Source organism: Ancylobacter sp. SL191, from assembly GCF_026625645.1.
GTDB lineage: Bacteria > Pseudomonadota > Alphaproteobacteria > Rhizobiales > Xanthobacteraceae > Ancylobacter.
The window spans coordinates 1404028-1425700 of sequence record NZ_CP113056.1; the positions used below are offsets into that span (position 1 = coordinate 1404028).

Annotated in this window: 20 protein-coding genes and 1 tRNA gene; 13 read left to right on the forward strand and 8 right to left on the reverse strand. The window is 67.3% G+C overall.

Going from position 1 to position 21673, the window contains the following annotated elements:
• Nucleotides 1-53 precede the first annotated feature (53 nt).
• The 3 genes from OU996_RS06430 to OU996_RS06440 form a co-directional block, all read right to left on the reverse strand.
• Nucleotides 54-1376, reverse strand: coding sequence for a multidrug effflux MFS transporter (locus OU996_RS06430; protein WP_267584805.1), 1323 nt, complete (start codon nucleotides 1374-1376; stop codon nucleotides 54-56).
• Nucleotides 1373-1819 carry a MarR family winged helix-turn-helix transcriptional regulator gene (locus tag OU996_RS06435; protein ID WP_267584806.1) on the reverse strand — a complete coding sequence of 149 codons (447 nt, stop codon included), beginning with the start codon at nucleotides 1817-1819 and terminating at the stop codon, nucleotides 1373-1375. Before OU996_RS06435 ends, OU996_RS06430 begins: the two co-directional genes overlap by 4 nt.
• Nucleotides 1820-2097: 278 nt before the next feature.
• Nucleotides 2098-2601, reverse strand: coding sequence for a pyridoxamine 5'-phosphate oxidase family protein (locus OU996_RS06440; protein ID WP_267584807.1), 504 nt, complete (start codon nucleotides 2599-2601; stop codon nucleotides 2098-2100).
• Between the two features lie 137 nt (nucleotides 2602-2738).
• Here OU996_RS06440 and OU996_RS06445 point away from each other — a divergent pair, with 137 nt between their 5' ends.
• Nucleotides 2739-3851, forward strand: a complete 1113-nt coding sequence (locus OU996_RS06445; protein ID WP_267584808.1) for a site-2 protease family protein — start codon at nucleotides 2739-2741, stop codon at nucleotides 3849-3851.
• A 41-nt stretch (nucleotides 3852-3892) separates the two neighbouring features.
• Here OU996_RS06445 and OU996_RS06450 read toward each other — a convergent pair whose 3' ends face one another.
• A complete protein-coding gene (locus OU996_RS06450) occupies nucleotides 3893-4207 on the reverse strand; it encodes a hypothetical protein (protein WP_267584809.1) in 315 nt (104 codons plus the stop codon).
• A 212-nt stretch (nucleotides 4208-4419) separates the two neighbouring features.
• Between OU996_RS06450 and OU996_RS06455 the strand changes: the two genes are divergently transcribed.
• From OU996_RS06455 to OU996_RS06465, 3 genes are all read left to right on the forward strand, one after another.
• Entirely contained in the window at nucleotides 4420-4653 is a 234-nt protein-coding gene (locus OU996_RS06455) for a hypothetical protein (protein WP_267584810.1), read from the forward strand.
• A 133-nt stretch (nucleotides 4654-4786) separates the two neighbouring features.
• Nucleotides 4787-6616 (forward strand): translational GTPase TypA, encoded by a 1830-nt coding sequence (gene typA, locus OU996_RS06460; RefSeq protein ID WP_267584811.1) that lies wholly within the window; start codon nucleotides 4787-4789, stop codon nucleotides 6614-6616.
• Between the two features lie 124 nt (nucleotides 6617-6740).
• Nucleotides 6741-7250 carry a GNAT family N-acetyltransferase gene (locus OU996_RS06465; protein WP_267584812.1) on the forward strand — a complete coding sequence of 170 codons (510 nt, stop codon included), beginning with the start codon at nucleotides 6741-6743 and terminating at the stop codon, nucleotides 7248-7250.
• Between the two features lie 213 nt (nucleotides 7251-7463).
• Here OU996_RS06465 and OU996_RS06470 read toward each other — a convergent pair whose 3' ends face one another.
• Complete coding sequence (locus OU996_RS06470) at nucleotides 7464-7790, reverse strand: DUF167 family protein (protein ID WP_267584813.1); 327 nt, start codon at nucleotides 7788-7790, stop codon at nucleotides 7464-7466.
• A gap of 16 nt (nucleotides 7791-7806) precedes the next feature.
• Nucleotides 7807-8085 (reverse strand): YggT family protein, encoded by a 279-nt coding sequence (locus tag OU996_RS06475; protein ID WP_267584814.1) that lies wholly within the window; start codon nucleotides 8083-8085, stop codon nucleotides 7807-7809.
• Nucleotides 8086-8350: 265 nt separating this feature from the next.
• On the opposite strand from OU996_RS06475, the gene OU996_RS06480 reads away from it, so the two are divergent.
• Nucleotides 8351-8426, forward strand: a tRNA-Ala gene (locus OU996_RS06480).
• 31 nt (nucleotides 8427-8457) lie between these two features.
• Here OU996_RS06480 and OU996_RS06485 read toward each other — a convergent pair.
• Nucleotides 8458-9930 carry a right-handed parallel beta-helix repeat-containing protein gene (locus OU996_RS06485; protein ID WP_267584815.1) on the reverse strand — a complete coding sequence of 491 codons (1473 nt, stop codon included), beginning with the start codon at nucleotides 9928-9930 and terminating at the stop codon, nucleotides 8458-8460.
• A gap of 468 nt (nucleotides 9931-10398) precedes the next feature.
• Here OU996_RS06485 and OU996_RS06490 point away from each other — a divergent pair, with 468 nt between their 5' ends.
• The 6 genes from OU996_RS06490 to OU996_RS06515 are packed head-to-tail and all read left to right on the forward strand — an operon-like array spanning nucleotide 10399 to nucleotide 17350.
• Nucleotides 10399-11385, forward strand: a complete 987-nt coding sequence (locus tag OU996_RS06490) for an NAD-dependent epimerase/dehydratase family protein (RefSeq protein WP_267584816.1) — start codon at nucleotides 10399-10401, stop codon at nucleotides 11383-11385.
• Nucleotides 11382-12551 carry a hypothetical protein gene (locus tag OU996_RS06495; RefSeq protein ID WP_267584817.1) on the forward strand — a complete coding sequence of 390 codons (1170 nt, stop codon included), beginning with the start codon at nucleotides 11382-11384 and terminating at the stop codon, nucleotides 12549-12551. Before OU996_RS06490 ends, OU996_RS06495 begins: the two co-directional genes overlap by 4 nt.
• An 8-nt stretch (nucleotides 12552-12559) precedes the next feature.
• Nucleotides 12560-13699: a glycosyltransferase gene (locus OU996_RS06500; RefSeq protein ID WP_267584818.1), complete on the forward strand. Its 1140-nt coding sequence runs from the start codon at nucleotides 12560-12562 to the stop codon at nucleotides 13697-13699.
• Complete coding sequence (locus tag OU996_RS06505) at nucleotides 13696-14859, forward strand: glycosyltransferase family 4 protein (protein ID WP_267584819.1); 1164 nt, start codon at nucleotides 13696-13698, stop codon at nucleotides 14857-14859. The genes OU996_RS06500 and OU996_RS06505 overlap by 4 nt, the downstream gene beginning before the upstream one ends.
• On the forward strand, nucleotides 14856-15974 hold the full coding sequence (locus OU996_RS06510; RefSeq protein WP_267584820.1) for an acyltransferase family protein: 1119 nt from the start codon (nucleotides 14856-14858) through the stop codon (nucleotides 15972-15974). The genes OU996_RS06505 and OU996_RS06510 overlap by 4 nt, the downstream gene beginning before the upstream one ends.
• Nucleotides 15971-17350, forward strand: a complete 1380-nt coding sequence (locus tag OU996_RS06515; protein ID WP_267584821.1) for an O-antigen polymerase — start codon at nucleotides 15971-15973, stop codon at nucleotides 17348-17350. Before OU996_RS06510 ends, OU996_RS06515 begins: the two co-directional genes overlap by 4 nt.
• Before the next feature lie 140 nt (nucleotides 17351-17490).
• On the opposite strand, the gene OU996_RS06520 is transcribed toward OU996_RS06515, so the two are convergent.
• On the reverse strand, nucleotides 17491-18813 hold the full coding sequence (locus tag OU996_RS06520; protein ID WP_267584822.1) for a UDP-glucose dehydrogenase family protein: 1323 nt from the start codon (nucleotides 18811-18813) through the stop codon (nucleotides 17491-17493).
• 360 nt (nucleotides 18814-19173) lie between these two features.
• Between OU996_RS06520 and OU996_RS06525 the strand changes: the two genes are divergently transcribed.
• Both OU996_RS06525 and OU996_RS06530 read left to right on the forward strand, forming a co-directional pair.
• On the forward strand, nucleotides 19174-20322 hold the full coding sequence (locus OU996_RS06525; protein ID WP_267584823.1) for an ABC transporter substrate-binding protein: 1149 nt from the start codon (nucleotides 19174-19176) through the stop codon (nucleotides 20320-20322).
• Between the two features lie 71 nt (nucleotides 20323-20393).
• Nucleotides 20394-21614: a YncE family protein gene (locus OU996_RS06530; protein ID WP_267584824.1), complete on the forward strand. Its 1221-nt coding sequence runs from the start codon at nucleotides 20394-20396 to the stop codon at nucleotides 21612-21614.
• The last annotated feature ends 59 nt before the right edge of the window (nucleotides 21615-21673 follow it).

A 21673-nucleotide genomic window follows, 5' to 3' on the forward strand; every position in this document is an offset into this window, starting at 1 on the left:
GGGGGGGCGCTCCAGCCGCACGCGAACGCGGCGCTGGAGCGATCCGAACGGCCTCACGCCGACTTTCTGAAAACCCCGACCTCGATCTCGTCGCCCGCCGCGCCGATGATGCCGGCGGGGTCGTTGGCGAGTTCGAGGTCGGTCTCGTCGATGGCGGCGGGCGCGTTCAGGCGCGGCGCCGGGCGCATCAGCAGCTGCGCGGCGAGCGCGATCAGCGCCATGCCGGGCATCACCACGCTCATCGCCAGCGTCGGCGACGGGAAGAGGCTCGCGGCCGCCGAGCCGGCAAAGCCGCCGCCGATCTGCAGGCAGCCCATCAGCGCCGCCGCCGAGCCGGCAATGGCCGGCGAGCCGGACAGCGCGGCGGTGGTGGCACCCGGCATCACCAGCGCCATGCCGCAGGCCCACACCGCGACCGGCCCCATCACCGTGGCGAAGGAGAGCGGCAGAACGAGCGGGAAAAGCGCCATCGCCGCGCCGGCCAGTGTCACCATGCCGAGCCCGATAGGGATGAGCCGATTGGCGTCCACCCGCTTCATCGCCTGCCCCGCGAGGATCGTCCCGCCCATATAGGCGCCGGTCTGGCAGATCATGGCGAGGCCGAACTGGGTCGGGGTGAGGCCGACCGCGTCGATCAGCACGAAGGGCAGGATGGCGCCGAGCGCGTAGATGCCGCCGACCGAGAAGCCGATGGTGAGGCTCGCCCGCATGAATCCGGTGTCGCGCAGCAGCGTGGCGTAATTGCCGAGAATGCGCGTGGGGCGCGCCTGCGCCGGGTCGGGCTTCGGGTTGGTCTCGGGCACGGCGAGCACGATCAGGCCGAGCGCGGCAAGGCCGTAGAGCACCATCACATAGAAGATGGGCTGCCAGCCGAACGCCACGAGAATTGCCCCGCCCAGCGTCGGCGCGACCGCGGGGCCGACCGCCAGCATGGTGCCGATGAGGTTGAGGATGCGCGCCGAGGGCTGGCCGATGAACTGGTCGCGCACGATGGCGCGGGCGATGGCCGGCCCGGCGGCGACGCCGATGCCCTGCAGGACGCGCCCGGCGATCAGCCAGCCGACGCTCGGCGCCGTCGCGGCGATCAGGCTGCCGGCGACATAGAGGGTGAAGAAGCCGATGGCGGCGGGGCGTCGCCCATAGGCATCCGACAGCGGCCCGCACAGAAGCTGCGCCAGCGCGAAGGCGCCGAAATAGACGGAGAGGGTCAGCTTCAACGTCGAGGCGGTGCTGCCGAAGGCGGTCACCAGCTCCGGCATGGCCGGCGTGTAGAGCGACATGCTCAAGGGGCCGATGACGATGATGAGCGCGCCGATGATGGCGGTGCGCCGCTCGCTCATTACCGGAACAGCCTCGGGACGAAGGTGTGTGCTCATGCGCTCTCTCCCCGGCCGGGCGCGCACAGATTGGCGCGGATGAGCTGGAGCGCGTGGCGCAGCGCGTCGCGCTCTAAGGGGGCGACGCCGTCCAGCGCCTCCTCGCGCGCGGTCGCGGCGGCGGCGAGGATGCGCTCCAGCAAGGGCGCGGCGTCCGGCGTGAGCCGCACGATCTTGGCGCGGCGGTCGCTCGGGTCGGGATCGCGGGCGATCACGCCCAGCGCTTCCAGCCGGTCGAGATAGCCGACCATGGTCATCGGCTCGATACTCATGCGCTCGGCCAGCGCCCCCTGGCGCAGGCCGGGATTGATCTTGAGATGCAGCAGCGTGCGCGCCTCGCCCGCCGTGATGCCGAGACCCGCCTCGGTGAAGGCGCGGTCCATGCGCGCCCGGTAGAGCCGGGCAGCGTCGACAAGGATGAAGCCGAGAGGAATGTCCATCATGATAAGCTGGACATATAGTAAGGTAGACTTACGATCAACTGCGACTTTTAGTGGGGGAGGCTCGCGTGTTCGGGTGGGGCGTCATCCCGGACGACCAAAGGCCGGGCCGGGATGACGCGAGGGGCATGAGGCGTCACCTCCCCCAACCACGTCATCCCCGGGCTTGACCCGGGGATCCACGACTGACGCGCGGCACCGAAGACGTGGATGGCCGGGTCAAGGCCATGACGGCGTAAGGGGCTGGAAGGTATGGCCGGGGATGGGCCTTCCCGTTGTCCTCAGTCCAGCGGAACCTTGCGGTTCTCGCCGAGATTGGCGCGCTCGCCGGAGATGCGGGCGGCGAGCATTTTCAGCGTGATGAGGATGGAGGAGCCGGTGCCGTCCCAATATTCCGCGTCGGAGGGCAGGAAGCGCAACACACGGATATTCGGATCGTCCTTCCCGTCCGGCCAATAGGCGCGGGCGGCGTCGTTCCACAGCTCGTCCACCTTGGCGCGGTCGTCGAGCACCTCGCATTCGCCGGAGACCGAGAGGAAGTCGTTGCCCGACGATTTGGCGAAGGTCAGGCAGCCCTGCGGGTCGCGCGCCAGCTCGTCATCGACATGACCGCGCCGGTCGGTGAGGAACCAGATGCAGCCTTCCTCGCGGGACGGGAAGGCGTGCATCGGCCGGCCGCGCAGGGTCAGGCCCTGCTTCGTCACCAGCATGCAGGTGCGGATTTCCGTCATCATCGCCCAGGCGGTGTCGATGGCGTCGGATGTCGTCTTGTCGCTGTGGTCCATGAATGCCTCCTGTTTCGGAAGAGGCAACCCGTGGCGGGGACGAGGGTTCCGGCCGGGAGGCAGTCATCGCTGCGCGATGTCATGGTGTTCTGGCACGGGCCGGCTATTGTTGGGGTAATGCCTCAAGGAGTTCCCGCATGCCCTGGTCGCTTACCGTCGGCTATGTCTATGGCACGGCCGTGCGTATCCACGTCACCTTCCTGCTGTTCCTGATCTGGATCTGGGCCGCCTATTACCAGCAGGGCGGGGTCGGGGCGGCGTGGAACGGCGTTGCCTTCGTCGCGCTGCTGTTCCTCTGCGTGCTGCTGCACGAGTTCGGCCACATCTTCGCGGCGCGGCGCTACGGGGTGAAGACGCCGGAGGTGACGCTCTGGCCGTTCGGCGGCATCGCCCGGCTGGAGCGCATCCCGGAAAAGCCGTCGGAGGAGCTGGTGGTGGCGCTCGCCGGGCCGGCGGTGAATGTGGTGATCGCGCTGGTGCTGCTGGTGCTGCTCGGTGGCGATGTCGGCATGGAGCACATCGAGAAGATCGAGAACCCGCAATCGAGCCTGATGGCCAAGCTCGCCGCCGCTAACATCTTCCTCGTCGTGTTCAACCTCATCCCCGCCTTTCCGATGGATGGCGGGCGGGTGCTGCGGGCGCTGCTTGCCATGAAGATGGGCCATGCCCAGGCGACGCAGGCCGCGGCCTCGATCGGTCAGGCGCTGGCGGTCGGCCTCGGCCTGCTCGGCATCTTCGGCAACCCGATGCTGATCATCATCGCCGTCTTCGTTTTCCTTGCCGCCTCGGGCGAGGCCGGGCAGGTGCAGATGAAGCAGGTGGCGCAGGGCCTTCTGGTGCAGGACGCGATGATCACCCAGTTCGAGACGCTGGGCCCGCAAGCGAGCGTCGGGGACGCCGCCGAGGCGCTGATCCGCACCACGCAGAAGGAATTCCCCATCGTCGACGGCGCCGGCCATCTGCGCGGCGTGCTGACCCGCGACGCGATGATCCGGGCGCTGCAGGCCAAGGGTCCGGCTTCCTCCGTGCTAGAGGCGATGGGCGAAGTGCCGACCGTGCCGATGCGCGCGCCGCTCGACCGGGCGCTGAAGCTCATCACCCAGAGCGGCGCACCGCTGGTAGGCGTGATCGATGCGGAGGGGCGGCTCGCGGGGCTGCTCTCGCCGGAGAATGTCGGCGAGATGATGATGTTGCGCGCCGCCCAGCCGGAAGGCCGCTTCGGCCCGTGGGCCCGCAAGCCCACGGCCTGAGGCCGGAAGCTTCGCGGCCTGAGGAGACGGAGGAGGGCCGGTCAGCTCTCCCGGACGCCGGTCATGCGGGTGAAGGCGGGCGGGTCGCTGGCGGGGAAGCTCTCATCGAGCGCCTCGTCGACATCCGCCTCATTCGGCTGCGATTCACCGGGCCGGATCACCTGCGTCCCCCCAGGCACCCCGCCATCGGAGGGCTCGACCGCGCCCGTCGTGCCACTGAAGGAGGGCGGGTCGCTCGCCGGGAAGGTGTCCTCGATGGTGGTGTCGACCTCGCGGTCGGAGTAATCGGTGCTCTCGCCCGGCCTTGGGTTCGATGCCGGGGCGGGGCGGGGCTCGCCGTCGCGCGGATGGCTCATGGTGCAATCTCCCTCATCTGTACCGGGACAACTGGGCAACCTGCCTCCGGGTTCAAGCCGCTGAGGCGCCGAGGTCCGTGTTTCGCACGGCGGGAACCGGTGACGCGGCGTCGGCGTTGCCTTCCACACGCCGCGCCCAGCGCGCGCGGCGCGCCGGTTCGGACCGGTCGCGAAAGGCCGGCCGACCGTCCCGCAACCGAGGAGGTAGGCTGATGACCCCCGATCAGGAACCCGTTCGTCTGCAATACTGGCCGCCGTCTCGCACTGTGGACTCCCCCGATGGCTGGCCCGACAGCTATGAATTCGACAGCGTCGAGGACGCAGTGGCCTTCGCAATGACCCAGTCGCCGGCCGACCGGGAGCTCGCCTGGCTGCGCGACAGCGAGGGCAACATATTGAAGCTGCCGCAGATTCGGCGTCTGTGGGCGCTGCGCGCGGCGGGCTGACCTCGCGTTCACGCGCCCCTTCGCACGCCCTTTGGCCCAGCGGCGTTGATATCCGGGCGGTTCTGAGTATAGTGCGCCGCAAAATTCTGGCGCGGGTCCGAACTGCCTTCGGGCCCGCTTTTTGGTGTTATTCATGAAGCTGCGCAACATCGCCATCATCGCCCACGTCGACCACGGCAAGACCACGCTGGTGGACGAGCTGCTGAAGCAGTCCGGCTCCTATCGTGAGAACCAGCGCGTCGCCGAGCGTGTGATGGATTCGAACGACCTCGAAAAGGAGCGCGGCATCACCATCCTCGCCAAGGCCACCTCGGTGGTCTGGAAGGATACCCGGATCAACATCGTCGACACCCCCGGCCACGCCGATTTCGGCGGCGAGGTGGAGCGCATCCTGAACATGGTGGACGGCGCCATCGTGCTGGTCGACGCCGCCGAGGGCCCGATGCCGCAGACCAAGTTCGTGGTCGGCAAGGCGCTGAAGGTCGGTCTCCGCCCGATCGTGGCGATCAACAAGGTCGACCGCTCCGACGCCCGCTCGCAGGAAGTCATCAACGAGGTGTTCGACCTGTTCGCCGCGCTCGACGCGAGCGACGAGCAGCTCGACTTCCCGATCCTCTACGGGTCGGGCCGCAATGGCTGGATGGCCCATTCGGCGGAAGGTCCGCAGGACGAGGGCATGGCCCCGCTGTTCGACCTCGTGCTCAAGCACGTTCCCGAGCCCACCGTCGATGACGGCCCGTTCCGCATGATCGGCACGCTGCTGGAAGCCAACCCCTTCCTCGGCCGCATGATCACCGGGCGCATCACCTCCGGCTCGATCAAGCCGAACCAGTCGATCAAGGTTCTGGCGCAGGACGGCTCGCTGGTCGAGCAGGGCCGCGTCTCCAAGATCCTCGCCTTCCGCGGCATTGAGCGCCAGCCGATCGAAGAGGGCGTGCAGGGCGACATCATCGCCATTGCCGGCCTCTCCAAGGGCACCGTCGCCGACACTTTCTGCGACCTCTCGGTCGATGCGCCGCTCAAGGCCCAGCCGATCGACCCGCCGACCGTCACCATGTCCTTCATCGTCAACGATTCGCCGCTCGCCGGCACCGAAGGCGACAAGGTCACCAGCCGCGTCATCCGCGACCGCCTGCTGCGCGAGGCCGAGGGCAATGTCGCGCTGAAGATCGAGGAATCCAGCGACAAGGACTCGTTCTTCGTGTCCGGTCGCGGTGAACTCCAGCTCGCCGTGCTGATCGAGACCATGCGTCGCGAAGGCTTCGAGATCGCCGTCTCGCGCCCGCGCGTCGTGTTCAGCAAGGACGAGGCGACCGGCGATATCCTCGAGCCGATCGAGGAAGTGCTGATCGACGTCGACGAGGAATATTCCGGCGTGGTCGTCCAGAAGATGAGCGAGCGCCGCGCCGAGATGGTGGAGATGAAGCCGTCGGGCGGCAGCCGCCAGCGTCTCGTCTTCTACGCCCCCACCCGTGGCCTCATCGGCTATCAGGGCGAGCTGATGACCGATACGCGCGGCACGGCGATCATGAACCGCCTGTTCCACGCCTATCAGCCGCACCGCGGCGAGATCCCCGGCCGCCGCAACGGCGTGCTGATCTCGAACGAGGCCGGCGAGGCCGTGGCCTATGCGCTGTGGAACCTCGAGGATCGCGGCCCGATGATGATCGAGCCGGGCTGGAAGGTCTATCAGGGCATGATCATCGGCGAGCACAACCGCGAGAACGATCTCGAGGTGAACGTGCTCAAGGGCAAGAAGCTCACCAACATCCGCACCACCTCGAAGGACGAGGCCGTGCGCCTCACCCCGCCGATCCGCATGACGCTGGAGCGCTCGCTGGCCTGGATTCAGGACGACGAGCTGGTCGAGGTGACGCCGAAGTCGATCCGCATCCGCAAGCGCTTCCTCGACCCGAACGAGCGCAAGCGCGAGGAGCGCCGCAAGGAATCCGAGGGCGTCTGACGCCCTCCCTTCTCCCGCTGCAACGGTACCAGCGTGGCGCCCGCGCCACGCTCACGCAAATGCTTCGTGCATTCTGGCGTCAAGCCCCTTGATCCGGCGGAGCGGTTTTGCTCCCATCGGGGGGATGAGCACGCTCCTTATCGAGACCCGCCGGGCGCGCCCGGCCCACGCCGCGGACATCGCCGATATCCATGATTCGGCGTGGCGCGCGACCTATCGCGGCCTGATACCGGGTATGGAGCTGGAGAAGATGGTCCAGCGCCGTGGCCCGCTCTGGTGGGAGACCGCGATCAAGCGCGGCTCGCGCGTGCTGGTGCTGACCTTCGGCGACGCGGTGGCGGGCTATGCCAATGTCGGGCGCAACCGCGCGCGCGGCCTGCCCTATGAGGGCGAGATTTACGAGCTCTATCTGCGGCCGGAATATCAGGGCCTCGGCTTTGGCCGGCGCCTGTTCGAGGATGCGCGCAAGGAACTGGTGAGCGCCGGTTTCGACGGCCTCGCCGTCTGGGCGCTCGCCGATAACGAACCCGCGCTCGGCTTCTACAAGGCGCTCGGCGGCATGCGGGTGGCCCGCTCGTCGGAGAGTTTCGGCGGCCGCACGCTGGAAAAGCTCGCCTTCGGCTGGAACGGCTGAGCCTTCATTTCCTCGCCAGACGAGGGGCCGCCTGAGGGCTCGCCGCCGCCGCCGTGCTGGCGGCAGTCCGGGAACGCGGCACGCCATCCCATACACCGTCATGGCCGGACTTGACCCGGCCATCCACGTCTTCGCCTCGCGGTTCCCAAGTAGTGGATCCCCGGGTCAAGCCCGGGGATGACGATGCTTGGGGAGAGCCGGAAGCCGCGCCGCTCACTCCCCGACCAGCGCCTGAAGCCGGGCGGTGAGGGTGGCGGGGTCGCCTTTGAGCCGGAAGGTCTTCAGCCGCGCCGTCGCGCCGCTCACCAGTTCGACGCTGGAGGGGGCGATGCCCGCGCCCTTGGCAAGCAGCCGGGTAAGCGCCGCATTGGCCTTGCCGTCCTCCGCCGCGACGCTGACGCGGGCCTTCAGCGCCCGCCGCCCGTCGGCGAGGTCCACCAGCCCGTCAATGGCGTCGCGCCCGCCGCGCGGTGTTGCCCGCACGGTCACAAGGAGGCCATCAGCCGCCACCGACCAGGCGGATGGCGATCCGGCGCTCACGGGGCGTGCCGGCTGTTCAGACGAACAGCTCGAACACCAGGTTGCGGATGAAATAGAGGCCGATGATCAGCACCACCGGCGAGATGTCGATGCCGCCGAGATTGGGCAGGATGCGGCGCAGCGGCGCCAGCACCGGCTCGGTGGCGCGCCACAGGAACTCGCCGATGCTGCGCACGACCTGATTGTGCGCGTTGACGACGTTGAACGCCACGAGCCAGGACAGGATGGCCGAGGCGATGAGAATCCAGACGTAAAGCGTGATGATCGTGTCGAAAAGCCAGAGAAGCGAATACATCGCGAGCCTCGAAGCGGGGCGCAGGGCAGGACGTGTCGGGACGATACGTGTCGCACGATGCTTAAAGGCGCCGCCGCCCGGCGGCAACCCCATCCGTTGACGCGGGGCCGCGCGTTCGCCCCCAGCGCCGGGTGAAGGAGCGCCGGAGCGCGCCGGCCGGGGTTTTCAACAGCTCGGCCGGCCGTCGCACAGCTTCGTGACGATCCTTGGCAGGGCGCCTTGACAGCGGGGCGGCCGCAACCGTACAAGGCGCGGCCTGACGCGTGGGGCCGTAGCTCAGTTGGGAGAGCGCTGCAATCGCACTGCAGAGGTCAGGGGTTCAAATCCCCTCGGCTCCACCATCCCCCCGCGCTGGCATTTCTCTCAATTCGATCATTTCAGCCGCGTCACCGCGAGCGGAAAAGCCGCGTCGCCGCCGGCGATGTCGACCGTCGAACCGATCGAACGGTAGCTGATTTCCACGCCGCCGATCTTGCCGCTGCCGCTGACATAGCGGCTGCCGCCCTCCGGCCGGCAGCGCACCAGCGCGAGGTCGAGCAGGCGCACCGGCCCGTCCGCCTCGGGGGCGTTGTTGGACCAGGCGAGCAGCGGCGCCGGGCTGTCGATCACCTGCACGCCGCGCGCCTCCACGTCCAGGCAGCGGGTCGGGGCGTTGCCCTCGCGCCGCAGCACCACGGCGCTGCTGGAGCCGGGCCGGCTGCCGATGCCCTCGAAGCTGCCGCCCTCGAGGCGCACGCCCGACAGGTCGCCCAGCGGGTGGCTGAGGATCTTCAGCCCGTCGCCGAGCGGCGTGCGGATCACATTGTCGCGCAGGGTGATGTTGCGGCCCGGCTCATAGATGAAGATGCCGTGCGGATGGACCTTCTTCATCAGCCGCTGGCCCAGCACATTGTCCTTCAGCGTGCCCGCGTCGACGACGAGATTGCGCTCGATCAGCAGGTCGGACGCCATGCCGCCATCCATCGTCTCGCAGACAATGCCGGCGATGTTGGTGCGACGGATGCTGTTGTCGCGCAGATGGCCGTTCGGCACGGCAATGACGATGCCGCGCGCGCCGGAATCCTGCACGTCATTATTGTCGATCTCCACCCGCCGGATGTTCTGCGCATCGGAATGGCCGACATAGATGCCGTCATCGCCGGTCTCGCGCACGCGGCAACGGGTGATGCGGGTCTCGACCGCAGGGCTGACGATCCAGATGCCGGTATCGCCGATGGAGGCGTTGCTGTGGGGCTGGCTCTCGCGCCGCCCGCCGACATCACAGCCGGAAATGATAATGGACTCCGGCACGAAACGCGGCGCCTTGGCGTCCCCCCGGCCGATGGTAATGCCCATATTGTCGGCGGAGGGGATGGTGATGTCCTCGATCCGGTAGGCACGAAAGCCCGACAGGCCGACCATGTCGCTGCCGCCCGTGCGCACCGTGGGTCGGTTGTGGCGAAGAAGCAGCCCTTCAATATGCAGCGCCCCGCCCTGGCGCCGGGTCGCGGCAACCCGCAGGCGGGCGCCCATCTTCGGTTCGGGCGCGGTGAAGATGAACTCCGCCCCCTGACCATAGATGGCGAGACTTTCCAGCGTCGCCGAGCCGAGGAAAAGGTCGCCCGAGATCGCGTAGCGCCCGCCGGGAATGACCGCCTCGCTATAGCCGCCTGTCGCCAGTTCGGTGAAGAACGCCTGGAATGCCGTGCGATTGTCCGTGCCGCTGCCATCCTCCCCCGCATCGGCGGTAATCGCGAAATCCGTGGCGTTCAGGCGGCGCGAAGGGGCCGCGGATAACTGCGCAACGGCCGGCATGGCGATCAGGCTGGCACCCAAGGCGAGAGCGGAGCGGCGGCTGATCGGCATGCGTCGAGCTTCCCCTGAGTTGACGTCATCTTGGTGGCGGGGCGGGTATCGTCAAGCCTCGCGCCCATCATCGTGGCACGCCTGCCCCATCGTCCCCAATTCGCTCGCGGCGGGTCGGTAACATGTTGGGTGCTCGTCATCGGCATGATATTTGCCACGGCAATGGTGATTTGGGGCGTGCGCGTGAGTCTCAGTCATCGGCGCGACCACGGCGCTGTACCGGATAGAAGCGGCTTTGGGGCGGGGTAGAGTGATGAGGCAAGCACGGCCAGCATGGTTACATGCGGCAGGAGCGCGAGGCGGGGCGTGGGGCAACGGCTTCGCCTGTCCGCCGACATCTCGCACCTTCCGCACGGGCGTAGTGTCTCGCCCCTGGCGATGCCACGCGTGAGGCTGTCGTTCCGTCGATCGTTTTGACCCCGGCCGCTTTCGCTTCTCCGCTTTCTTTCAAACTTCGAGGCAATCCGCATGTCGTTTTCCGGCGGCGCCGCAACAGCCATCATTTTTGGCGGTGCGGGCTTTATCGGCACGCATCTGCTGGCCCATCTCAAGACCACCGGCCGCTATAGCCGGCTTATCTCCTACGATATCCGCGCGCCGCAGAGCCCGGTTGCCGGTGTGGAGTACATAATCGGCGACGTGCGCGAGCCGATCCGTCTGACGGGCGATCTGGCGGGCGCGGAGATCTACAATCTCGCGGCGGTCCACACCACGCCGGGCCATGAGGACTGGGAGTATTTCTGGACCAATGTGCTGGGCGCCACCCATGTGTGCGATTTCGCCAGCCGGATCGGCACCTCATTCCTGCTCTTCACCGCCTCGATCTCGGTCTATGGCCCGACCGAGGAGCCGGTGGATGAGCGCACCCCGCCCGCTCCGGTCTCGGCCTATGGCCGCTCCAAGTTCCAGGCCGAGGGTATTCATCGCAGCTGGCTGGAGAACGGCGCGGATCGCCGGCTGGTCATCGTCCGTCCCGCCGTCATCTTCGGGCCGGGCGAGGGGGGCAACTTCACCCGCCTCGCGGGTCTGCTCGCCAAGAAGCGCTTCGTCTATCCGGGCCGCAAGGACACCATCAAGTCGTGCGGCTATGTCGGCGAGCTGGTGAATTCGATGGAGTTCGCCCGTGGCCTCGGCCGCCGGGAGTTCACCTATAATCTGTCCTATCCCGAGCGCACGACGTCCGAGACCATCTGTCAGGCCTTCGCCAAGGTGGCGGGCTTTGCGGCGCCGACGCGGGTGGTCCCGCTGAAGCTGATGCTGCTCGCCGGCTTTGGCTTCGAGGTGCTCGGCAAGTTCGGGCTGAAGACCTCGATCAACCGCGAGCGGGTCTGGAAGCTGGTGCGCTCCACCAACATCCTGCCGACCGCTCTGGTGGAGGCCGGCTACACCTATCAGACCGACATTGAGAGCGCGCTGGTCGCCTGGAAACAGGCGAGCGAAGGACGCTTCACATGAGCCTTCCCGCGCCGCTCGCATCGGCGCCCGCGCGCGCGCCGGTGGTTCTGCTGTTGAGCTACCATCTCTACAGCCAGCGCCGGCGTGGCGGCATGCATTGGGTGTGCGACGCGCTGCGGCGCGCCGGCTGGCAAGCACGCTTCGTCACCTGCGACTTCAGCTGGATCACCCGCCTGAAGGGCGACCGCCGGACCCAGTTCGGCGAGGTGGTGGGTCTCAATCGGCTTGAGGCGATCGACGACAGCCTGAGCGTCGGCGTGGTCGCGACGCCGTTCCACCAGCTCGGGCGGGCGCGGGGCATCGTGCACCGGCTGGCGGATCGCCTGACCGCCGCCTATCCCTGGCCGGCCGGCGGGGTCGTGGAGCGCTTTGCCCGTGGCGCTGATCTCGTCATCGTCGAGAGCTGCGGTGGCCTCGCCATGCTGGACCATGTCCGGCGCGCCACCGACGCGCCGATCGTCTACCGGGTGTCGGACAATATCGAGGTGGTGCGCCCGGTGCCGTCGCTGCTGGCCGCCGAGGCGCGGGCGGTGCCGCAGGTCGACGCCGTCAGCCTCGCCAGCGAGATCCTGGCGCAGAAGTTCATCGGTCGCGGCCGGGTGCAGATCGACCCGATGGGGCTGGAAAAGCATCTGTTCGACGCGGCGGACACGTCGCCTTATGCCCAGGATGGTCGCCTGAAGGTCGTCATCTCCGGCAGTTCCGGTCTCGATGCGCCGAGCCTTGCCGTGGCGGCGCAGGCCTTTCCCGACTGGGACTTCGTGCAGTTCGGCAGCAGCAACGATCTGCCCGCCGTGCCGAACATCCGCGCCATGGGCGAGCGGCCCTTCGCCGAGATGGTGCCTTATGTGAAGTTCGCCGATATCGGCTTCGCGCCCTATCTCGCCAAGCCGGGCTTCGAGTATCAGGCGGAGCATTCCAACCGGCTGCTGCAATATGTCTATAGCCGCCTGCCCTGCGTCGTGCCGGCCGCGCTCAGCAGCGCGGCCAAGCCGCATTTCCTTGGCTACACCCCCGGCGACAGCGCCAGCATTCGCGGCGCCTTCGAGCGGGCGCAGGCGTTCGAGCGCGCGCGTGTTCCCGCCGAGACGGTGATCGACTGGGACGGGCTCGCCGCGCGCCTTGCGGCGGTGCGGCGCCGAACGACCCTTGCGACGGAGGCTTGAAGAGCGGCATGCGCATCGTTCACGTTCTGACACGCCTGCTGCGCGCGGGCTCCGAGGAGAACACGCTGGCCTCCTGCCGCGGGCAGATCGACGCCGGGCATCAGGTCTATCTCGTCCATGGCCGGGATTTCGACCCGCGCTACTACGCGGCGCCGATGCCGGGCCTCGAACTGGTGAAGATCGACTCGCTGGTGCACCCGCTCGACCCGGTCGCCGACGCCAAGGCCTTCGCCGCGATGCGCCGCTTCTTCCGCACCATCCGGCCGGACATCGTCCACACCCATCAGAGCAAGGCCGGCATCGTCGGGCGTTTCGCCGCCAGCGCGGCCGGGGTGAAGCACATCGTGCATGGCGTGCACATCGTGCCCTTCATCAATGTCGGCAAAGCCCAGCGCCTGATCTATCTCGCCGCCGAGCGCGCGGCGGCGCGGGTGACGGACGCCTTCATCGACGTGTCGCGCGGCATGCGCGATGTCTGCGTCGAGGCCAAGGTCGGCCGGCCCGACCAGCACCATGTCATCCATTCGGGCTTCGACCTCAAGCGCTTCGCCGGGGGCGAGCCGCCGGAGGATTGGCGCGACCTCATCGGCATCGGGCCGGAGGAGGCGAAGCCGCCGGTCATCGTGATGATGGCGGCGCTGGAGCCGCGCAAGCGCCATTGCGAGTTCCTCGAGGCGTTCCCCGCCGTCGTCGCGCGCTTCCCGCAGGTGCGGCTGCTCATGCCCGGCGAGGGGCCGCATCGGGCCGAGGTCGAGGCGAAGATCGCCGCCCTCGGCCTTGGCCATAATGCCCGGCTGCTCGGCTACCGCACCGACCCGGAAAAGCTGATCGCGCTTGCCGATTTCTGCATGCTCACCTCCACCCGCGAGGGGCTGCCGCGCGTCGTCATGCAGTATCTCGCCGCCGGGCGCACCTGCATCATCTCCGACATTCCCGGTCTCGACGAGGTGGTGCAGGACGGGCGCAACGGCATCGTCACCGGCGCCGACGACATGGCGGGCGCCGCGCAGGCGGCGATCCGGCTCATCGAGGACAAGGCGCTGCTCGCCCGCCTGACCGCGGGGGCGCGGGCCTCCGACATGAGCAGCTGGCAGGTCGAGAACATGTGCGCCGGCATCGAGCGCGTCTATCGGCAGCTTGCGGCATGAGCGCGGGCACGTATCCGGTCTTCATCAATGGCCGCTTCCTGACGCAGCCGCTGTCGGGCATGCAGCGCTATGCGCAGGAACTGGTGGGGGCCCTCGACGCCAAGCTCGACGCCGAGCCGGAACTGCGCGCCCGGCTGAGCCCCGTCGCCCTCGTCCCACCGGGCGAGCGGCGCGTGCCCGGCTGGCGGCATATCCCGGTGCGCGAGGTCGGCCGGCTGAAAGGCCATGCCTGGGAGCAGATCGAGCTCGCCCTCGCCGCGCGGGGCGGGACTTTGCTCAACCTCATCTCCGCCGGCCCGCTGGCCCATTCCCGCTCCATCCTGGTGATGCACGACGCGGCGGTGTTCGCCCATCCCGAGCATTTCTCGCGCGCCTATCGCACGCTGCACCGCTTCCTGCGCCCGCGCCTCGCGCGCCGCGCGCGCCGGCTGGTGACCATCTCGGAATTCTCCCGCCGGGAGCTGGCGCGCTATTGCCGCGTGCCGGAGAGCGCCTTCACCATCATTCCCGACAGCGCCGAGCACATCCTTTCGGTCGCGCCGGACACCTCGATCCTCGCCCGGCATGGGCTGACCCCCGGCCAGTATGGCCTCACCGTCGGCAACCAGACGCCGAACAAGAACATCGCCCTCGCCATCCGTGCCTTCGTGCGCGCCGCCCCGCAGGGCTGGCGCCTCGCGGTGGCCGGCGGCGGCTCGGACCGGATCTTCGCCGGTGGCGCGGTGGAGGATCACCCCTCCGTCGCCCGCCTCGGCCGGGTGAGCGATGGCGAGCTGCGCGCGCTCTATGAGAACGCCGGTCTGTTCCTCTTTCCCTCGCGCTATGAGGGTTTCGGCGTTCCCCCGCTGGAAGCCATGGCGCTGGGCTGCCCGGTGCTGTCCTCCGATTCCTCGGCCATGCCCGAGGTGCTCGGCGACGCGGCGCTGTACTTTCGCAGCGACGATGAGGGGGACTGCGCGGCGCAGATCCGGGCGCTGCTCGCCGCTCCCGCCGGCGCCATCCCGCTTAAGGCGGCGGGGCGGGCGCGGGCCGCGTCCTTTTCGTGGGCCCAGGGGGGAGCGACCTTGCGGCGCTTCTCCTGCCGCCGGGCGCATACCGTGCCGATTGAAAGCAATGTCGGTGGCTGTGCCGCCGAGTGTCGATCCAGGAGCGAAGCGTGACAGCAGCGTCGGGCAAAACGGAATTCGGCATGGGGCAACTTGCCTCCATCCAGGTTCTTCGGGCGTTGGCCGCGATCATGGTGACTGTCGCGCACGCCTCTGAAGAGGCGAAATACTTCTATGGCTTCACGCCATGGATCGAGACCGACCCCTTCGGCAAGGGTGTCGATCTGTTCTTCATCATCAGCGGCTTCATTATCTATTATTCGAGCGTGAAGCTCTTCGACCTGCCGCGGCCGCACGTCCAGTTCATCAAGAACAGGCTTATCCGCGTCGTTCCGATCTATTATATATTCACCACGCTCATGATCATGGTCATCATTTTCGCGCCGGGCGGCGTGAAGGAGGCCAAATTCGACGTCTATCAATTCATCTCATCGTATCTGTTCTTTCCTTACGAGCGCTATGACGGGCGTATTTCACCGATCCTGTCGCTTGGATGGACGCTGAATTATGAGATGTTCTTCTATGCGATGTTCAGTCTGTGCCTGATGGTGTCGCGTGCGCATGTCGCCTTGTGCACGATCATCCTGCTCTTCGTGCTGTCGGTTCTGGGCGCGCTCGGTGTCGGTGCGGAATTCGCGGCCATCCGCTTCTGGACCAACAGCATCATTCTCGAATTCGCCATGGGCATTCTCATCGCGCTGGCCTATGCGCGGTGGGGCAAGGCGTTCGCGCTGTCCACCGGCTTGGCCGTCGCCGTCGCTTTGGTGGGGTTGCTGGCGCTTTACTATCTCAATATGCCGCACAAGCCGTTCGCGCTTCCACGCTTCGTGTCCGCCGGCATTCCCTCCGCCATTACCGTGGCGGCGCTGGTGCTGCTCCTGCCGGCCACCGTGGAGCGCCGCCTGCCGCGCTTCATGGTCGCGCTGGGCGACAGTTCGTACTCGCTCTATCTCAGCCACCGCTTCGTGCAGCGTCCGATCCAGATTCTGCTGACGAAATCCGGCATCTTCGGACCGGGGACGGTCGGCGGGGTGTATGTCGTCATGGCCGTCATTGCGGCGATTGGCGTCGGTCATCTGGTCTATCTGCTAATCGAGCGGCCCCTGCTACACTGGATGCGGTCAATGTCGCGGGGCCGGGTCGGTCGCCCGCTTGGAGAGCGTTCATGAAGCCGGGTGTTGGGGGCGATCAGCGTCAGCGGCGTGGGGGACCGGCGCCTCGGCCGCCGGACCACGTCTTCCTGCTGCTGATCTCGCCTCTCTTCATCCTGAGCTTCACCTGGGCGATCGGTCTGATCGGCTATGAGGTCGGCGGGCTGATCGGCCAGAACTATTCCTACTTCGCCTTCATGGTCTACGCGCTGAAGCTCGTGCCGCAGTCGACGCCCTTCGGCTATCTCTGGCTGCTTCTCGGCTATCTGTTCTTCGCGACCGGCGTGGTCGCCGCGGGGGTGTGGAACCGGCGGCAGCCGCCGGACTACAGCAATGTCCGCTCCTTCTTCTTCTTCAAGGTGCTGCTGATCCTGTTCTCGGTGACATCGGTCGTCGCCTTCATGTGGATCGGCGTCGCCATCATCCAGTTCGGTGGTCTCGCGGCCATCATGGAGGTTGCGGCAAGCGACAACGTGGCAGCGCGCGATGCCATTGTCGGCGCGGCCTTTCCGGGCGGCCGTCTGGTCAGCTCCGGCTTTATCGGCATTGCGGTGCTGTGCGCCGGCCGTCTGGCTCTGACCGAAGTGCCGATGACGTTCCCGCAGCGCCTTGCTATCGTCGGCATGTTCATCGTCGCGCTGATCTATCTATCGCTGGCACCGATCCTGATCAGCGGCCGCATTAATTTCTTCATTGCCTGCATCGGCAGCTTCGTCGCCGCCTCCATCGTTCGCGGGCGGATTATCGGCGTCGGCTACCTGCTGATCGGCGTCGGCATGCTCGCCTTCGTCTGGACGATCAAGCAGTACTTCGTCATGGGTCACGTGACGGACGAATCCGTGGCCCAGCAGGGCTGGCAGAGCATTCTGTTCTATCTGTACAACGATGTTTATAATGCCCTCGTGCCGGTGCAGAACAACGAGGGAGATCTTGCTCTCGGCTGGTACTCCCTGCGGTTCGTGTTCTTCTTGACCTTCACGAACAAGTGGTTCCAGGCCTACAACGCCGAGGCGATCATTGATGCCCAGGAATGGATGGGCGGCGGTGAGATTCCCCTGCTCGGCGCGCCCTATATCGATTTCGGCTTCGGCGGACTGATCGTCCTGCTCGTGATGGGCTACGCGACGCAGATCGTTTTCATGAAGTGCCGTCGTCATTTCTTTTATGCCTCAGCCTATGGGCTGATCTTCGCCTGCCTGCTGCTCTCCACCCACTCGGCCTATCTGACGAGCCAGGAAGTGGCGTACAACCTCATCGTCATCGGCGCGGTGGGTTGGCTGGTCACGCGCCGCGCGCCCCAGGCTCGCCCGGCCGTGCGGTCAGTCTTCCCCAATCCCAGAGACAGGTCGCTGGTGCCCGGTGGACCGGTGGCCGGACAGTCGTCGTCGCTCTAGCCGACAGTTGAGCCGAGCGGTGTTCGGTGCTGCCGTCGCCTTTTGCGCCGCCGCTGCCTTTTGCAAGGTGCCTGAAAAAGCAGCGCCTCCGATGACGGATCATCGGAGGCGTTTGTGTTGGCGTGGCGCGGGCGCGACGCTCAGCTCTGGGCGACATTCCCCCGGCCGATGCCGGTGTATTTGAAGCCGCGGCTGAGGAGGTCGACGGGCGGGTAGATGTTGCGCAGGTCGACGATGATCGGGCTCTTGAGCACGGCCTTCAGGCGATCGAGGTCGAGGGCGCGGAAGGCGTCCCATTCGGTGACGATGACCAGGCAGTCCGCTCCCTCGGCGCATTCATAGGCGCCGGCGGTGTAGACCACGCTGGGCGGCAGCACCTTGCGGGCCTCGTGCATCCCTTCCGGGTCATAGGCGCGCACGGTGACGCCGCGATCGACCAGCGACTGCACGATGTTGATCGCCGGGCTGTCGCGCATGTCGTCGGTGTTCGGCTTGAAGGTCAGGCCGAGCACGGCGACGGTGGCCCCGCGCGGCGCCACTTCCAGCGCTTCCAGCACCTTGCGGCCCATGGCGGCCTTGCGCGTCTCGTTGACCGTGGTGACGGTCTCGATGAGGCGCACCGGGGAGCCGGCCTCCTGCGCCGTGCGCATCAGCGCCAGCGTGTCCTTCGGGAAGCAGGAGCCGCCATAGCCCGGACCGGCATGCAGGAACTTCGAGCCGATCCGCCCGTCGAGGCCGATGCCGCGCGCGACTTCCTGCACATTGCCGCCGACCTTCTCGCACAGGTCCGCCATCTCGTTGATGAAGGTGATCTTCATCGCGAGGAAGGCGTTGCTGGCGTATTTGATCAGCTCCGAGGTGTTGCGCTCGGTGAACAGGATCGGCGCGGCGTTGAGCGAAAGCGGGCGGTAGAGCGCGGACATCACCTCGCGGGCGCGCGGATCGGTGGTGCCGATCACCACGCGGTCGGGGCGCTTGAAGTCCTCGATCGCCGCGCCCTCGCGCAGGAATTCCGGGTTCGACACCACGGCGATGTCCGCCTCGGGCGCCGCCTCGCGGATGATGTGCTCGAGGTCGGTGCCGGTGCCGACCGGGACGGTCGACTTGGTGACGACGACGGTGAAGCCTTCCGCGACCTGCGCGATCTCGCGCGCGGCGGCGTGGACATAGGACAGGTCCGCATGGCCGTCGCCGCGGCGCGAGGGCGTGCCGACGGCGATGAACACCACCTCGGCTTCCTTCACCGCCTGGGTGAGGTCGGTGGCGAAGTCGAGCCGGCCGGCCTCGACATTGCGGCGCACCAGGTCGTCGAGGCCCGGCTCATAGATCGGAATCTCGCCGCGGTTCAGCCGCTCGATCTTGCCGGCATCCTTGTCGATGCAGGTCACGTGATGGCCGAAGTCCGAAAAGCACGTACCGGAAACAAGGCCGACATAGCCGGTACCGATCATTGCAACGCGCATGAAGTGATCCCATCCCCCAGATGCCGAAGCACCGGCCCCGCAGGGCGGCGCGTGGCGTACCTAGCAAATTCGCTGCCGGGCGGCGAGAGCGGCACACCCATCTGATACCGTTTCTGGTTGCACTGCGGCATTTTGGACGAGCGTGCCAAGCCTGCGAAAAAGTTCGCGCGGTTGACCCGCTCGTGATGACGCAGGGGCAGTAACGTCGCGTATAGTTTCGGAAGTATCGCAACAATTACCATATTTATTCGTATTTAGAGTAATTAAAAACAAGCCGTTACAAATTGTTTAGTTGACACGTCTGTCCCCGAGGCGGATGACGCCAGCATCCGATGCCCGTTGATCCAAGCAGACCTCGCGATGGCTTTTACTCTTCCGGCCTTTCCGGCGCGCTGCCCGCGCCTCGCTTTCGCCCGGCTGCTGGTCGCGCTGGTGACCGGCCTGCTGGCATGGACGGCGCTGGTGCTGCCGTCGCGGGCGGAAGTGCAGCTGACCGACCTCACCGGCCGGCAGGTGACGCTCAAAGCCCCCGCCAAACGCCTGCTGATCGACGATGGCCGCTTCCTCGTCGCGCTCGCGCTCATCCAGCCCGATCCTGTCAGCCTGCTCGCCGCCTGGCCGCGCGACATCAACCGGCTGGGCAAGAGCACTTATGACGTCTACCGGGCGAAGTTCCCCGCCATCGAGACGCTGGCCAAGGTGGCGAGCTCGGCCGGCGCGCTCTCGGTCGAGCAGGTGGTGGCGGCGCGCCCGGACCTCGCCGTGTTCTCGCTCGGCTCCCAGCCGAGCGAGGAAGAGCGCGCCCGCATCGAGGCGGCCGGCATCCCGGTGGTGGTGATCGACTTCTTCACCCACCCGCTGACCAATACCGAGCCGAGCCTGCGCCTGCTCGGTGCCGCCACCGGCGCCTCCGAGAAGGCCGAGGCGTTCCTGGCCTATCGCCGCGCCCATCTCGACGCGGTGACCAGCAAGCTGGCCAATCTTCCCCCCGCCGAGCGCCCGCGCGTCTTCCTGGAGCCGCACGCGGCGATGACGGCGGATTGCTGCAACTCGCCCGGCCGCGGCAATGTCGGCGAGATCATCGACCTGGTGGGTGGCGCCAATATCGGCGCGGCGGTCATTCCCCGCGCCTTCGGCAAGCTCAACCTCGAATATGTCATCGCCCAGGATCCGCAGGTCTATATCGCCACCGGCGGCAGCCATATGGAAGGCACGGGTGGGCTGCTGATCGGGCCGGAATATACCGTCGAGCGCGCCCGTGAGACGCTGGCCCGCGTCATTGCCCGACCGGGCTTCGCGGGGCTGGCGGCGGTGCGCGACAAGCGCGTCTATGGCCTGTCGCACCAGATGCTCAATTCCGCGCTCGACCTGTTCGCGGTCGAGATCCTCGCCAAATGGATCCATCCCGAACGCTTCCGCGACCTCGATGTCGACGCCACCGTCGCCGAGGTCAACCAACGCTTCCTCGCCGTACCGATCGACGGTCCGAACTGGATTTCGCTCGACTGAGCGTCCCCCACCCGCGCCGCTCGCCGGGAGCGTCGCGCGCCGCCAACGACATCTCTCAACGGAGTAACGCCATGCCTACCGACGCGACGCCCTCCCGGTCCCTGGCCCCCCGCGCGCGCTTCCTGCGCACCGCCCTCGTCTCCGCCACCGCGCTGGTGGCCCTGGCCGGCACGGCGCTCGCGGACCCGGAATTCGTCAAGCAGGTGAAGCCCGGCCAGGGCCTCTACGAGATCGTGTTCGGCGCCTCGACCAATCGCGTCTATGTCGCCGCCGCCGGCACGCGCGGCGCCACCGAGACCAGCGTTCTGGCGCTCGATCCGGCGACGCTGGAGACCCGCGAGACCATCCCCACCGGCGATGACCCGATGTTCGGGCTCGGCATCAACACCAAGACCAAGACGCTCTATGGCACGCAGACCCGCGACGGCTCGGTCGGCGTGATCGACCTCGCCACCGGCAAGGTCGTCGCCAAGCTCGCCAAGGGCGAGAAGGCGCATGTGCGCGAGGTCGCGGTCGACGAGGCCAATAACCGCGCCTATGTCACCGTGCTGGGCATGCGCGACACGCCGAGCGCCGTGTGGATCATTGACGGCGCCACCAACAAGATCGTCGACAGCATTGACGGCCTCACCGGCGGCATTGCCGGCATCGCACTGGATGCCAAGAACAACCGCCTGTTCCTCTCGGCCCTGCAGGCCAACGAGGTCGTGGTGGTCGATCTCGCCAGCAAGAAGGTGACGAACCGCTTCCCCACCGGCGGCGAGGGCGCGATCAACCTTGTTTATGACGCCAGCGGCGACCAGCTCTTCGTCGCCAATCAGGGTTCGGGCGAAGTCACCGTGCTCGACGCCAAGGACGGCAAGCTCATCAAGGAGATTGCGACCGGCGGCGGCGCGCTGAGCGTGGCGCTCGATGCCAAGCGCAGTATCCTCTATGTCGCCAACCGCACCGGCGGTTTCGTCAGCCTGATCGACACCAAGACGCTCGACCCCATCGCCAATGTCGTCACCGGCTCCATGCCGCAGACCATCACGGTCGATGCCGAGAGCGGCAATGTCTATGTGTCGAACAAGGTGAAGAGCGTGCCGCGTCCGCGCCCGCCCGAGGGCGCCGCCGCGCCGGCAGGCGCTCCCCCGGCGGGTGCGACGCCGGTTGCCGCCGCGCCGGCCGGTGCTCCCCCGGCAGGCGCTCCGGCTGGTGCGCCGCCCGCGGGTGGTCCCGGCGGCGAGCGTGGCCGTCCGGTGCCGATGGTCGATCCCTTCGGCGACACCGTCACCCTCATCAAGCCCTGAGCGGCGCCCACCTCGCATGGATGGACCGTCAATGGGTCTGCCGATGAATGCCCGTCTTA

Coding starts and splice junctions, on each gene's coding strand:
- OU996_RS06455 (WP_267584810.1), top strand. CDS start 4,420: ATGACCCCCGATCAGGAACCCGTTCGTCTGCAATACTGGCCGCCGTCT.
- OU996_RS06500 (WP_267584818.1), top strand. CDS start 12,560: ATGCGCATCGTTCACGTTCTGACACGCCTGCTGCGCGCGGGCTCCGAG.
- OU996_RS06505 (WP_267584819.1), top strand. CDS start 13,696: ATGAGCGCGGGCACGTATCCGGTCTTCATCAATGGCCGCTTCCTGACG.
- OU996_RS06530 (WP_267584824.1), top strand. CDS start 20,394: ATGCCTACCGACGCGACGCCCTCCCGGTCCCTGGCCCCCCGCGCGCGC.
- OU996_RS06450 (WP_267584809.1), bottom strand. CDS start 4,207: ATGAGCCATCCGCGCGACGGCGAGCCCCGCCCCGCCCCGGCATCGAAC.
- OU996_RS06520 (WP_267584822.1), bottom strand. CDS start 18,813: ATGCGCGTTGCAATGATCGGTACCGGCTATGTCGGCCTTGTTTCCGGT.
- OU996_RS06495 (WP_267584817.1), top strand. CDS start 11,382: ATGAGCCTTCCCGCGCCGCTCGCATCGGCGCCCGCGCGCGCGCCGGTG.
- OU996_RS06440 (WP_267584807.1), bottom strand. CDS start 2,601: ATGGACCACAGCGACAAGACGACATCCGACGCCATCGACACCGCCTGG.
- OU996_RS06490 (WP_267584816.1), top strand. CDS start 10,399: ATGTCGTTTTCCGGCGGCGCCGCAACAGCCATCATTTTTGGCGGTGCG.
- OU996_RS06465 (WP_267584812.1), top strand. CDS start 6,741: ATGAGCACGCTCCTTATCGAGACCCGCCGGGCGCGCCCGGCCCACGCC.
- OU996_RS06430 (WP_267584805.1), bottom strand. CDS start 1,376: ATGAGCACACACCTTCGTCCCGAGGCTGTTCCGGTAATGAGCGAGCGG.
- OU996_RS06475 (WP_267584814.1), bottom strand. CDS start 8,085: ATGTATTCGCTTCTCTGGCTTTTCGACACGATCATCACGCTTTACGTC.
- typA (WP_267584811.1), top strand. CDS start 4,787: ATGAAGCTGCGCAACATCGCCATCATCGCCCACGTCGACCACGGCAAG.
- OU996_RS06435 (WP_267584806.1), bottom strand. CDS start 1,819: ATGATGGACATTCCTCTCGGCTTCATCCTTGTCGACGCTGCCCGGCTC.
- OU996_RS06485 (WP_267584815.1), bottom strand. CDS start 9,930: ATGCCGATCAGCCGCCGCTCCGCTCTCGCCTTGGGTGCCAGCCTGATC.
- OU996_RS06525 (WP_267584823.1), top strand. CDS start 19,174: ATGGCTTTTACTCTTCCGGCCTTTCCGGCGCGCTGCCCGCGCCTCGCT.
- OU996_RS06515 (WP_267584821.1), top strand. CDS start 15,971: ATGAAGCCGGGTGTTGGGGGCGATCAGCGTCAGCGGCGTGGGGGACCG.
- OU996_RS06445 (WP_267584808.1), top strand. CDS start 2,739: ATGCCCTGGTCGCTTACCGTCGGCTATGTCTATGGCACGGCCGTGCGT.